This is a genomic window from Pseudonocardia sp. ICBG1034 (assembly GCF_020131375.1).
Lineage (GTDB): Bacteria > Actinomycetota > Actinomycetes > Mycobacteriales > Pseudonocardiaceae > Pseudonocardia > Pseudonocardia alni.
The window spans coordinates 1918726-1931206 of sequence record NZ_JAHLEK010000015.1; the positions used below are offsets into that span (position 1 = coordinate 1918726).

General features: G+C 75.1%; 12 protein-coding genes. 2 read left to right on the forward strand and 10 right to left on the reverse strand.

The features are described 5' to 3' along the window. Positions 1–10: 10 nt before the first annotated feature. Together KPF22_RS10555 and KPF22_RS10560 are read right to left on the reverse strand one after the other, a co-directional pair. A complete protein-coding gene (locus tag KPF22_RS10555; RefSeq protein WP_224401919.1) occupies positions 11–1546 on the reverse strand; it encodes an acetyl-CoA acetyltransferase in 1536 nt (511 codons plus the stop codon). Further along, the gene (locus KPF22_RS10560) at positions 1543–2670 is read right to left on the reverse strand and encodes a nitronate monooxygenase (RefSeq protein WP_224401920.1); all 1128 of its coding nucleotides are present in this window, start codon (positions 2668–2670) and stop codon (positions 1543–1545) included. The genes KPF22_RS10555 and KPF22_RS10560 overlap by 4 nt, the downstream gene beginning before the upstream one ends. Positions 2671–2747: 77 nt before the next feature. Between KPF22_RS10560 and KPF22_RS10565 the strand changes: the two genes are divergently transcribed. Beyond that, positions 2748–3362, forward strand: a complete 615-nt coding sequence (locus KPF22_RS10565; RefSeq protein WP_208826650.1) for a TetR/AcrR family transcriptional regulator — start codon at positions 2748–2750, stop codon at positions 3360–3362. Here KPF22_RS10565 and KPF22_RS10570 read toward each other — a convergent pair. Then, positions 3347–4039, reverse strand: a complete 693-nt coding sequence (locus KPF22_RS10570) for a DUF899 family protein (protein ID WP_224401921.1) — start codon at positions 4037–4039, stop codon at positions 3347–3349. The two genes, KPF22_RS10565 and KPF22_RS10570, sit on opposite strands and share 16 nt — an antisense overlap. Before the next feature lie 126 nt (positions 4040–4165). Here KPF22_RS10570 and KPF22_RS10575 point away from each other — a divergent pair, with 126 nt between their 5' ends. Then, the gene (locus tag KPF22_RS10575) at positions 4166–6235 is read left to right on the forward strand and encodes a glycosyltransferase family 39 protein (protein WP_374107470.1); all 2070 of its coding nucleotides are present in this window, start codon (positions 4166–4168) and stop codon (positions 6233–6235) included. A gap of 59 nt (positions 6236–6294) precedes the next feature. Here KPF22_RS10575 and KPF22_RS10580 read toward each other — a convergent pair whose 3' ends face one another. The 7 genes from KPF22_RS10580 to KPF22_RS10610 form a co-directional block, all read right to left on the reverse strand. Continuing rightward, the gene (locus tag KPF22_RS10580; protein ID WP_224401922.1) at positions 6295–7605 is read right to left on the reverse strand and encodes an HNH endonuclease signature motif containing protein; all 1311 of its coding nucleotides are present in this window, start codon (positions 7603–7605) and stop codon (positions 6295–6297) included. A gap of 393 nt (positions 7606–7998) precedes the next feature. Continuing rightward, the gene (locus KPF22_RS10585) at positions 7999–8448 is read right to left on the reverse strand and encodes a VOC family protein (protein WP_224401923.1); all 450 of its coding nucleotides are present in this window, start codon (positions 8446–8448) and stop codon (positions 7999–8001) included. Positions 8449–8457: 9 nt separating this feature from the next. Next, positions 8458–9663, reverse strand: coding sequence for a CoA transferase (locus KPF22_RS10590; protein WP_224401924.1), 1206 nt, complete (start codon positions 9661–9663; stop codon positions 8458–8460). A 35-nt stretch (positions 9664–9698) separates the two neighbouring features. Further along, positions 9699–9908: a hypothetical protein gene (locus KPF22_RS10595; RefSeq protein WP_062396439.1), complete on the reverse strand. Its 210-nt coding sequence runs from the start codon at positions 9906–9908 to the stop codon at positions 9699–9701. Positions 9909–10129: 221 nt separating this feature from the next. Then, entirely contained in the window at positions 10130–10360 is a 231-nt protein-coding gene (locus KPF22_RS10600) for a hypothetical protein (protein WP_208825390.1), read from the reverse strand. Beyond that, the gene (locus tag KPF22_RS10605; protein WP_208825388.1) at positions 10357–11622 is read right to left on the reverse strand and encodes a S8 family serine peptidase; all 1266 of its coding nucleotides are present in this window, start codon (positions 11620–11622) and stop codon (positions 10357–10359) included. The genes KPF22_RS10600 and KPF22_RS10605 overlap by 4 nt, the downstream gene beginning before the upstream one ends. 88 nt (positions 11623–11710) lie before the next feature. Then, positions 11711–12394, reverse strand: coding sequence for an ANTAR domain-containing protein (locus tag KPF22_RS10610; RefSeq protein ID WP_224401925.1), 684 nt, complete (start codon positions 12392–12394; stop codon positions 11711–11713). Positions 12395–12481 lie beyond the last annotated feature (87 nt).

Consider the following 12481-nt stretch of genomic DNA (forward strand, 5'->3'; position numbering starts at 1 on the left):
CGGATACCCGTCAGCGCGGCGTGACGATCGTCAGCTTCCCGTCGGGCCGGACCCGGACCGCAGCCCCGGCCGGGTCGCCGGCGAGCAGTTCCGGCAGCTCGTCGTCGCGACCGCACCCGATGAACCGCGCACCGCCGTCGTCGAGCCTGCCGACGACGACCGCGTGCCGGCTGCCGTCGCGGTCGTGGCGCACCGTCCAGGTCTCGACGGTCGCCGTGCCGTCGGCGGCGGTCGTCGTCGGGACGGTGGGAACGGCGTCGAGCCGGGCCTGGAGCGCGGCGCTGTCGTCGTCGCGCCAGGGGGCGGGGCGGGTGGAGTAGACCCCGGCGGAGTACTTGGACAGGAACCCGCCGTTCGCGCCGACCAGGCCGTACGTGCCCGGGTCGGCCCGCAGGCGTCGTACGACCTCGGCGACCGCGTGCATCGAGTAGTCGTTCCCCGGCCCGCCGAAGAACGGCAGCCCACCGGTGACGGTGAGCCCGCGCGGGTCGTCGGCGGCCAGCCCGAGGGGGGCGGCGACCGAGGACACCGCGATCGGGAAGCAGGAGTACAGGTCGATCGCGGCGAGGTCGTCCACGCCGGTCCCGGCGCGGTCCAGGGCGTGCCGGACGGCGGCCTCGGCCGCCGGGTAGGCGCCCAGGTCGGGGCGGTCGAGCACGGCGCGCTCGGTGAGGTCGGCGTGGCCGTGCAGGAACACCCACCGCTGCGGGTCGATCCCCAGGTCGTGGGCGGTGCCGACCGAGGTGAGGACGACCGCGGCGCCCTGGTTGACCTGGTCGCGCGAGACGAGGAACCGCGGGTACGGGTCGGTGATCATCCGGTTGCGGTCGTCGGTCGTGACGAGCTCGTCGGGCGTTCGGGCCTGCGGCGCGGCGGCGTGCGGGTGCCCGGCGGCGACCCGGGTGAACGGCGCGAACAGCGCGCCCATCCCGTGGGCGTAGGCGTCCCGGCCGAGGCCGAGCCGGGCGCGGCGGGCGTTCTCGCACAGCGCGTAGTAGGCGGCGGGGGAGAGCACGCCGTGTGCCTCGGCGACCGGGCTGCGCAGCTCCGAGCCGTACCCGCGGTCCTCCAGCGTGCCGCCGACGTGCTCGCCGTGGTCGGGCCGCTCGGCCTCGGGGCGCGACATCAGGTCCCGCACGGTCGACATCGCCTCGGCCCCGACGAGCAGCACCGCCCCGGCCTCCCCTCGGGCGATCGCGCCGGCGAACTCGGTGACCAGCCGTTGCGGGGACTGCCCGCCGACGACGTCGAGCACCGCCCGGCGCGGGTCGGCGCCGACGCGGCGGGCGACCGCGCGCGGGTAGTTGTCCGCCCGGCCCAGCGGCGCGACCGCCCCGGGCAGCGACATCTCGAACTGCCGCACCCCGGCGACGACGGTCAGCGCCGCCGCGACCGCGGCCGGGTCGGCGCCGGTGTCGGCGAGCGCCGCGGCGGCCGCGGCGGCGCCGAGCCCGACCGGTGACAGGGCGGCGTAGCCGGGCTCGCCGATCCGCTCGGAGGCCTCCCCGACCCCGACGACGACGGGTGTCCGCGGGTCGAGGCTCATCCGACCAGCCCCGCGAGCGCGGCGATGCGCTGCTCGCAGTCGCGCGCCATCTCCCGGGTGATCTCGCCCGCGCCGCGCAGCTCGGTGAACGCGCCGACGACCTGCCCGACGAAGAACGACTGCAGCTCCTCCGCGCCCGCGTTCCCGGCGTCGGCGGCGGCGTCGATGCTGGACCAGGCCTGCAGGGTCAGCAGCGGTTGCAGCGGCATCGGCAGCGGCGCCGGCGCGCCGGGCGCGGACCACGCGTCGTGGTAGGCGCTGCGCAGCTGCCGGGCGGGCTTTCCGGTCCGGGCGGGGGAGCGGACGGTGTCGCCGCTGCCCGCGGCCAGGAACTTGCGCTTCACCGACTCCGGCGCCACGTCCTCCACACTGGACAGCCACACCGAGCCGCACCACACCCCGGCCGCACCGAGCGCGAGCGCGGCGGCCATCTGGTCGCCCGAGGCGATGCCGCCCGCGGCCAGCACCGGACGGTCCCCGGCGACACCGACGATCTCCGGGGTCAGCACCGTCGTCGCGATGGTGCCGGTGTGCCCACCGGCCTCGGTGCCCTGCGCCACGAGCACGTCGACCCCGGCCGCGAGCTGCCGTTCGGCGTGCCGGCGGCTCCCGACCAGCGCGGCGACGACCGTCCCGGCGTCGTGCGCGCGCTCCACGAGGTGCGGCGGCGCGGTGCCGAGCGCGTTCGCGACGAGCGCGGGCCGGTGGGCGAACACCGCGTCGAGCTGGGCCTCGGCGCCGCGCCGACTCATCCCCGCCGCGATCGCGTCGCGCCCGGGGTCGACCGGCAGCCGCGGGATGCCGTAGCGGTCGAGCAGGTCGTCGACGAAGGCGAGGTGCTCGGCCGGGAGCTGCGCACGCAGCGCGGCGACCAGGTCCTCCCGGTCGGCCCCGGGGTCGGCGGTCTTCTCCGGGACGAGCAGGTCGACCCCGTAGGGCCGCCCGTCGAGCTGCTCCTCGATCCAGGTCAGCTGCGCGTCGAGCTCCTCGGCGGTGTAGGAGACCGCCGCGAGCACCCCGAACCCGCCGGCACGGCTCACCTCGGTCACCACCGCGGGGGACCGGTTGAACCCGACGATCGGGTGCTCGACGCCCAGCAGATCGGTCAGCGCTGTCCTGATCACACCGGTGAGCGTATTACGGACGGACACCGTCCAGAAGTGGGTCGGTGGTCACAGCACCGTCTGGCAGGATCGCCGCCGTGCCCCCGCCGTCGCGCCGCAGCGGACGTCCGCGCGACCCGGACGTCGACCGTCGCGCCCTCGCCGCCGCTCGCGAGGTCTACGGCGAGCGCGGCTGGTCCGGGCTGTCGCTGGAGGAGGTGGCCCGCCGGTCGTCGATCGGGAAGGGGTCGCTGTACCTGCGCTGGCCGACCCGGGCGGCGCTGCTGGTGGCGGCGGTGCGCGACCGGGCCCGCTTCGTCGCCGACATCGACACCGGCTCGCTGCGCGAGGACCTGGTGACCTTCGCCGAGCTGTGGACGGCGTTCGCCACGAGCGACGACGGCCGGCTGGTCGAGCGGCTGCTCGTGGACTCCCACCGGGTCCCGGAGATCGCGGGGGCGCTCGCCGACGACGCCTATCCCGAGCACGTCCGCGGCGCCCGGACGATGGTGCGCCGCGGCATCGAGCGCGGCGAGCTCCCGGCCGGGACGTCGGTGGCGCTGGTCGCGGACCTGGTCGCGGGGGCGGTGCGCAACCACGTCGCGACCACCCCCGCGCACCTCGCCGCCCGCGACGACGCCCGGGGTCACGCGGTGGCGGTCGTCGACACCGTCCTGGCCGGGGTGCGGGCGCGGGCTCAGCCCTCGCCGTAGGCGGCGGCGATCTCCTGCGGCCCGGCCCACCGGCTGTAGGTGGGGCCCTGCGGCCAGCCCTCCGGCGAGTCCTGCCAGACCTCCTGGCGGCCGTAGGGCAGTACGTCGACCAGCGGGAACAGGTAGGACAGCTGCTCGGTGCCGCGGCCGTCGGTGTGCCAGGTGCGGAAGACGCGGTCGCCGTCGCGCAGGAACACGTTGACCGCGAAGCCGCCCCCGGGCGGGGCGCCGACGTCGGTGCCGAAGCTGCTGTCGGCCGTCGAGTACCAGGTCATGGTGTTGCCGACGCGACGCCGGTAGGCCAGCGCCTCGTCGATCGGGCCCTGGGTGACGATCACGAAGCGGGCGTCGAACTTCTCCAGACCGGCGAGCCGGGTGAACTGCGAGGTGAACCCCGTGCACCCGCCGCACTGCCAGTCGGCGCCGTCGTGCCACATGTGGCTGTAGACGATCAGCTGCGGGTGGCCGTCGAAGATCTCGGCGAGGCGGACGGGGCCGTCCTCGCCGCGCAGGACGTAGTCGGGCATCTCGACCATCGGCAGCCGGCGACGGGCGGCGGCGATGGCGTCGAGCTCGCGGGTGGCGGCCTTCTCGCGGACGCGCAGCGCGGCGAGCTCGCGCTCCCAGGTGGCGGTGTCGACGACGGGGGGCAGGGCGGTGGTGGTCGGCTCGGTCATGTGAGGGGTGACCGGCGTCGCGCCCGGAACTCATCGCTCACAGACCGCGCACAGGAACCGGACAGGAGCGCGACAGAGCCGTGGACGACGGTGGTCCGCGTACCTCCACGACTCGAGGAGACCCCCGTGAGCACCGCGACCCCGGTCCGACCGGGACGGCACCGCGACACCCCGCCGCCGTCCGTCCCCCCACCCGTCCCACCCACCGGCTCCGGCCCGTCCGTCGCGCCGCCCGGGCGGGTGGCGCGGCTGCTCCGCGGAGCCCACGACGGCCCGCGCTGGGCGCGGCCGGGGCTGCTGGTACTGCTCGCCGCGACCGCAGTGCTCTACCTGTGGAACCTGTCGGCCTCGGGCCATGCCAACGACTTCTACGCCGCCGCGGTGCAGGCCGGGACCCAGTCGTGGAAGGCGTGGTTGTTCGGGTCGCTGGACTCCGGGAACGCGATCACCGTCGACAAGCCGCCCGCAGCGCTGTGGGTGATGGTGGCCTCGGCGCGGCTGTTGGGGTTCTCGTCGTGGAGCCTGCTCGTGCCGCAGGCCCTGATGGGTGTGGGCGCGGTGGCCCTGCTGCACGCGACGGTGCGGCGGTGGGCCGGGCCCGCCGCGGGTCTGCTCGCGGGCGCGGCGCTGGCGCTGACCCCGGCGGCGGTGCTGATGTTCCGGTTCGACAACCCGGACGCGCTGCTGACGCTGCTGCTCGTCGTCGCGGCCTGGGCCGGCTCGCGCGCCGTCGACGCCGCCTCGGTGCGGGCGTCCACCTGGTGGCTGGTCGCGGCCGGGTCGGCGGTCGGGTTCGCCTTCCTCACGAAGATGGGGCAGGCGCTGCTGGTCGTCCCGGCGCTCGGGCTGGTGTACCTGGTCGCGGGCTCGCCGCGGCTGCGGACCCGGATCCTGCAGCTGGGTGCCGCGGTGGCGGCGATGGTCGTCTCCGCGGGGTGGTTCATCGCGCTGGTGGAGCTGTGGCCCGCGTCCGACCGGCCCTACATCGGAGGATCGACGACGAACTCGCTGCTCGAGCTCGCGCTGGGCTACAACGGCCTCGGCCGGCTGCTCGGCGGCACCGGCAACGGTGGCGGCCCCGGCGGGGGAGGCGGTGGTGGCGACACCGGCTTCGGCGGCGCGGCCGGTCCGTTGCGGCTGTTCACCGGTGAGCTCGCCTACGAGATCTCCTGGCTGCTGCCGGCCGCGCTGATCCTGCTCGTCGCCGGGCTGTGGGTCACCCGGCGGGCGCCGCGGACCGACCGGACCCGTGCGGCGCTGCTGCTGTGGGGTGGCTGGACCCTCGTCACGGCGGCGGTGTTCTCGATGATGAGCGGCACGATGCACCCGTACTACACGGTGGCGCTGGCCCCGGGGCTCGCCGGAGTGGTGGCCGTCGGCGGGGCGGCGCTGTGGCGGGAGCGGGGTGCCCGGTGGGCGCGGATCGTCGCCGCGACGACGGTGCTCGTCACCGGTGGCTGGGCGGTCGCGCTGCTGGTGGTGAGCGCGGAGTCGTTCTCCTGGCTGTGCCGGCCGGTCGGGGTGGTCACGGTGGTCGCGGCGGGGCTGATGCTCGCGCCCGGCCGGGGGCGAGCGGTGGTGCGGTCCGGTCTGGTCGCGGTGCTGGTGGCGGGGATGCTCGGGACCGGGGTGTACGCGGTGGCGACGGCGTCGACCGGGCACACCGGCAGCATCCCCTCGGTCGGGACGGTGTCGAGCTCGTTCGGCACCACCGCCGGTTCGTCCGGCGGTCCCCGCCCGGGCCCGGCCGGCCCGGGTGCGGCCGTCGGCGCGGACGGGTCCGGTGGTGCCGGGGCGACGTCCCCGGGGCAGGGCGGTGGCGGGCCCGGCCCCGGCGGCGCGACCTCGGTGGAGCTGACCTCACTGCTCGCCGCGACCCGGTCCTCGTCCGGGACGACCTGGGCGGCCGCGGTCGCCACCTCCCAGACCGCCGCGTCGCTGGAGCTGGCGAGTGGGACCGCGGTCATGTCGACCGGTGGGTGGGCCGGCAGCGACTCCGCCGTCACCCTCGCCGAGTTCCAGTCCTACGTGGAGCAGGGCCGGATCGCCTACTACGTGGCGGGCGGCCAGGGCGGCGGCCCCGGTGGGCAGAGCGACTCGACGAGCAGCCGGATCGCGACCTGGGTCGCCGAGCACTACGCGGCGACGACCGTCGGTGGTCAGACCGTCTACGACCTGTCCGCCCCGACCTCCTGACACGCTCGTCGCCACCTCGCGCACCCCATCGGATCGGTGGGGTGCGCGCGGCGTCGAGGTCAGGTCGGTGCGCGCGGTGGTGGTGCGGGCGGTGGCGGTTGTGGTGCCGGACCGCGGTAGCGGTGTCCGGTCGGGGTGACGGTGACCACGATGCCGTCCGGAGCGCGGAAGACGTTCCAGCCGGGTTGTTCGCGGACGTGGTTGTGGAACTCGCACACTCCACGCCCGTTCTCCAGCTCGGTGCGTCCGCCGTCGGCATCCCGCCGGATGTGGTCGAGGTGGCGGATGGGTGCGTCGCAGTAGGGCTCGGTGCACCGGTTCTCCGCGCGTGCTGTCACGAGGGTGGCGAGGAGTCCGGTGAAGGTGCGTCTGCGGGAGTCGCCGCCGATCACGAGGCCCTGGTCGGTGAGCAGGCGGCGCAGGGACTTCGTCCCCTCCGGGGTGGCGAGCAGGTCGGCGGGGACGGGTCCGAGGCCGGGGATCTCGGCGGGCAGCGGGGAGGTGGGGTCGAGCAGGGCCTGGATCGGGACGGTGACCTGGATTTCGAGGTTCACGGCGGTCGCGGTGGCCTGGCCGATGACGCGTTCGACGAGGGTGTCGGCGAGGACCTGTCCGCGGGTGCGGGTCAGGGGCTGCGGGTCGACCTGGACCTCGACGAACGCCTTCTGCAGCGCGGCCAGGCAGGCGGCGCCCTGTTCGACCGGCACGTACGCGGTCAGGTAGCTCATCGCATCCGGCGCGGGCCGCAGGGTGACCCGGCGCTCGACCCTGGCGGCGTGGACGCGGGCGCGGAACCGGGCGGGGGCGATCTCGGCGACCAGACGCCGCGTCATCGCCCGCAGGCGCCCGATCCCGTAACGGGTCAGGTCGTGCACGGCAGTGAGCCGGGCATCGATCCGCGCGCGTTGGGTGGTGTCGAGGTCGCGGCATTCGACGGCGATCGCGGTGACCTCGGCGGCGCTGAGCTGCCCGGTCTCATGGAGGCGCCGGACGTCGTCGAGCCCGGCGCGCAGGTCGCGGGCGTCGGCGACGCGGGTGCGGGCCTCGGTGGTGGAGACCCGGCAGGCCAGTTGGATCTGGGCGACGACGCTGCGGTGGATCTTGTCGACGTCGGTCCGGTCGTCGACGCGGTGGCTGTCGACATGGGCCTGGGCGAAGGCGCGGATCCGGTCCGTCTGCAGTGCGGCGAGCGATGCCCGGAGAGTCTCGATCTCCTGGATCTGGTCGATCAGCTCGGCTTCGGACAACGTGGAGGTGTCGGCGGCGAGGGCGTGGTCGAGGTGGAACCGGAGCAGGGTGAGGTCACCCGAGGGGAACCCGCCTGCGAGCACGCCGGTGGCGTGGGCGGGTGGTTCCTGGGTGGCGGTCACACCGTCGACAACACTCGAACGTGTGTTCGATCCCTAGTTTTCGTTCGCTATCGCGAATCCTTGAGCTGGGGTGATGTCTCCGGCACGAGAGGGAAGCACCTCCATGCCGGTTCTCACCTGGACGGCGCGACCACCGTCGGCCAGGTGGCGGGGGACGGGATCACCCGACTCCCCGGGGGCGGCTGGTGGGGTGGACATCGCGCATCAACCCGTTCGTCGTCGGCCCCGCCGGCAAGGCCCACGACCGACGGGGCGGCACGAGCACGACGCAGGTGCGACCAGCGGGGCACGCCGCCCGACGACCGACCTCGGTGCCCCTGAACAGCGGCGCTCCGACAGCCCCACCCGGTCGGGACGGTGGGCTCGACCGGGTCCCACGCGAACCCCGGGACCTCAGCCCCACCTCTCCCGCACCGAGGTGAACACCTTCTGCCCGTACGAGAACTCCACGACGTTCCCGTCCGGATCGGTCAGCGCGCAGATGTACCCCACCGGCCCCGGCATCTGCCGCGGCTCCCAGTGCAGACACCCCGCGTCGCGGGCGCGGTCGGCGGCGGCGTCGACGTCGCCGCGGGTCGGCACCTCGATCCCCAGGTGGGCGAAGGGGCGCAGCAGCCCCAGCTCGCCACCCTGCTCGGCGTCGAACGACACCAGGACCAGCACCATCGGCGTCTGGACCTGACCGGCGTTGGACAGCCAGGCGCTCCGCCCGGCGTCGTCGGAGAAGCGTTCGACGACGGTGAGGGGTGTCATCGTCGTGTAGAAGTCGATGGCGGCGTCGAGGTCGCCGGTGGGCAGCGCGACGTGGGTCCACCGTGCCTCGGTCAGCTGTGCGTCGGTCACGGGGATTCTCTACCCGACGACGCCGCGGTCGTGCAGCCCGCCGATGGTGCGCTCGTCGAGACCGAGGACGTCGGCGAGTACCTCGTCGGTCTCCCGGCCCAGCTCGGGGGCGGCGCCGGCGTCACCGTGGTCGGCGTCCCACCGGATCGGCGAGCGCGCGGTGATACCGGTGGCGCCACCGGGGAGCGCCAGATCGGCGAGCAGCGGGTGCCCTCCGGCGCGGTGCTCGGCGACGACGTGGGTCATCCCCTGGTAGCGGCCCCACAGCACGCGGGCCCGGTTCAGCTCGGACTCCACGGTCGCCGAGTCGCGCGCGGCGAACCACGGCCGCAGCACCGCCGCGATCGTCTCGCGCAGCCGGTAGCGCTCGGTCTCCGAGGTCAGGTCGGCGTCGAGGGCGGGCTCCAGTGCGGCGAACACGTCACCGGTCCCGGTGACCGACACCAGGGCGTTCCACTGCGCCGGGGTCAGCGCGACGACCATCACCCGGTTCCCGTCGGAGCAGGCGAAGTCGACACCGAAGCTGCCGTAGACGTGGTTGCCGTGCCGCGGCCGCTCGTGCCCGCGCTCGTCGGCCTCGGAGAGCCAGCCCAGGTTCGCGACGCCGGCCAGCGCCACGTCGGACAGCGCGATCTCGGAGTACACCCCGGCGCCGGTGCGGGAGCGCTGGTACACCCCGGCGAGCACGGCCGTCGCGACCGACATGCCGGTCACCAGGTCCCACGCGGGCAGCACGTGGTTGACCGGGGCCGCGCCCTCCTCGCTGCCGGTGATCTGCGGGATCCCGACCTCGGCGTTGACGGTGTAGTCGACGGCGGGGCGGCCGTCCGGGTAGCCCTGCACGCGCACGTGCACCAGGTCCGGGCGACGCGCGACGAGCGCGTCGTTGGCCATCCAGCGACGGCCCACGACGTTGTCGACGAGGACACCGCGGTCCGGGCCCGGCGCCGTCGCCAGGCCCAGGACGAGCTCGCGGCCCTCGTCGGAGCGCAGGTCGATGCTGATCGACCGCTTGCCCTTGTTCAGCGAGGCCCAGTAGTAGGAGTCGCCGGTGCCGTGCCCGGCGGCGGGCCAGCGACCGTGGTCGGGGCCGCCCCCGAGCGGGTCGATGCGGACGACCGAGGCCCCGAGCTGCGCGAGCGTCATGCCACCGGTGGGACCGGCGACGAAACTCGCGCACTCGACGACGTGCAGACCGGACAGCGGACGCGACATGGCGACCATCCTGCCCGGCGACGGGGCCGGACGGATCAGAGGTGTTCGATCAGCCGCTGACGGGCCAGGCGCTCGACCATCTCGGGGAGCGCTGCGGCGGAGACGACGTCGAGGTCGCGGCGGGAACCGCGCACGACGTGGTCGACGAGGTCCGGGGAGAAACGACCGGCGAACTCGGCGGTGAGCCGGTCGACGGCGCCCCGGACGGTGGGGTCGGTGACGGGTGGGTGGACGGAGGCCTGCACAGGAATGGTCGTTTCGGTCGAGGTGGTGTCCGGTACGCGGCGGAGTGCCGCGCCGCGCGGGATCGCGCGGTGCCGGTACGGGGTCGGTGGCACCGGCCGTGGCCGGGGCGCCGGGTGGGCGCCTCCCGGGGACGGTCCGGGCGGTTCGTCGCGGCCGGCGTGTCACCGGGCGCGATCGACTGGCGCCACCGTATCGGACGTACGGGTCGCGCGTCGACCGATTACGCGGGCCCCGGCTGATCGCGGTCCAGGTGGACCTCGCGGTCGGGCTCGACCGCGGCGACCCCGGTGACACCCCGCAGGACGTCCGGGTCGTCGCACGTCCCGACGACCACCCCGACCCCCGTGAGCACCTTCTCCACCTGCAGCCCGGCGGCCGCGCAGGCCCGCGCGACGTCGTCGGCGACGTGCCCGTCGGCCACCGACACCAGCAGCCTCCCGGTCGTGCTCATCGGCCCGGGGCCCGGACGAGGCCCGCGCCGACGTCGCCCGAGGGCAGCGGCAGCCGCTGGGCGGCCTGCGTGAGCTGGGTCCACAGGTCGCGCCCGCGGGCCCCGGTGCGCTGCGACCACAGCGCCGCGATCCCGGAGACGTGCGGGGTGGCCATCGAGGTGCCCGAGATCGTGTTGGTGCGTTGGGGCATCGGCCACGACGAGTACACGTCCACACCGGGGCCGGCGATGTCGACCTGCCCGCCCTCGACCGCGGAGCTGGCCGCGGAGAAGTCGGCGATGGCCAGCGCGGCGTCCACCGCGGCGACCGCCATGATCGACGGGCTGTTCGCCGGGACGCCGACGAAACCGACGTTCCCGGTCGAGCGCTCGGCGTTGTTGCCGGCCGCGGCGACGATCAGGGTGCCCGCGTCCAGCGCGCGCCGCCCGGCGTTCTCGTAGGCGGCGGAGACCTCGTCGAGGTCCGCGCCCAGCGACATCGAGACGACCTGCGCGCCGGAGGAGATCGCCCACTCGATGCCCTCGAGGATGCCGGCGTCGGTGCCGGAGCCGTCGTCACCGAGCACCTTGCCGACCAGGATCCTCGCCTCGTGGGCGATGCCGTAGCGGCGTCCCGAACCGGGGGCGAGCGGCCCGCAGGAGGTGCCGATGCAGTGCGTGCCGTGCCCCTGCACGTCGGCGACCTCCTGGCCGTCGACGAACGAGCGCGACTCGATCTGCCGCCCGGCGAAGTCGGGGTGGCCGAGGTCGAGGCCGGTGTCGAGGACGGCGACGGTGATCCCGGCGCCGGTCTCGGCGGCGACGTCCGCGCCGGTGGCCTGCAGCCCCCAGGTGACCTGGTCGTTGTCGGCGAACCGGGCCGCGACGGGCGCGTCGGCGGTCTCCGACGCGGCGGCGCGCTCGGCCAGGAAGCCCGCCGCGTCGGCGAACCCGCGCAGGTAGTCGGCGCTCAGCCCGGGCCCGGACAGGGCGCGCAGCACGCGTTCCGGCTCCACCGACAGCACCCGGCGGTCGGCCCGCACGGTGCGCAGCCGGGCCGGGTCCAGCTCGGCGACGGCGACGCCGAGCCGGGCGAACAGCGTCGGGTGGGCCCCCGGTGTGTCGTCGCGGCTGCTGGTCACCTCGGACAGGCCGGTCAGCTCCGCCACCGCCGAGCGTGCCGTGTCGTGGTCGGCCACCAGGTCATCGCTGAGCACCAGCAGGTACCGGCCGGTCAGCGTGCCTGCGGTCCGGCCCGGGACGGCCGCGTGCGGGTCCACCATGTCGCCTCCGTCGATCGACTCGTGACCACCCATCGTGCCCCAGTGATCGCGCTCCGGCACGGTCTGCGGGCGAACGGGTGGTGACGGCTCAGGGCCGCTGCCCGACCGTGTCCGCCAGCAGCGCCTCGGCGACCACGTGCAGCTTCCGGTTCGTCTCGTGCGAGAGCCGGCGCAGCAGGGTGAACGCCTCGTCGGCGGAGCAGCCGCGCTGGGCCATGAGGGCCCCCTTCGCCTGCTCGATGCTGACGTGCCGGGCGAAGCGGGCCCGCAGGTGACTGTTCTCGGTGTCCAGGGCGCGGGCCAGCGCCGCGGCGGGGAGGTCGCTGCCGTCGGCGCCGGGGCTGATCAACCCGGTGACGTCCTCGATGTGGTGCAGCACCCCGATGACCCGCCCGTCCGGTGCGGCCAGCGGGGAGTTCACCGTGACCCACACCCGTTCGACGAAGCCGGGCGTGCCCGTCGCCGCGGGCACGTCGTGACGCTGCACCGGCAGGTGGTCGCGCAGCCCGAGGCGCAGCACCCGCGACAGCGACGCCGTCAGCCTGGCGACGCCGTCGGCGCCGGGCCGGTCGGGGTCGTCCGGCAGCGCGGCCGTCAGCGGCCTGCCGACCAGCTCGCCGGACGCGCGCAGGGTCGCCGCACAGAAGGCCGCGTTCGCCCCCACGACCATGAGCTCCCCGTCGACGACCAGGTACGGGGAGCGCGTGGCACGGAACACGGGATCGTCGCAGCAGGCGCGCAGGATCTGCGCGTCCGAGGACCCGGAAAGCATCTCGACCTCCGCCGCGCCGGAACGCGACGGTTCGGCGGGTGCCGCGGCGAGCGGCACCGGAGACCTGGCCCGGCGCGTCCGGCAGAT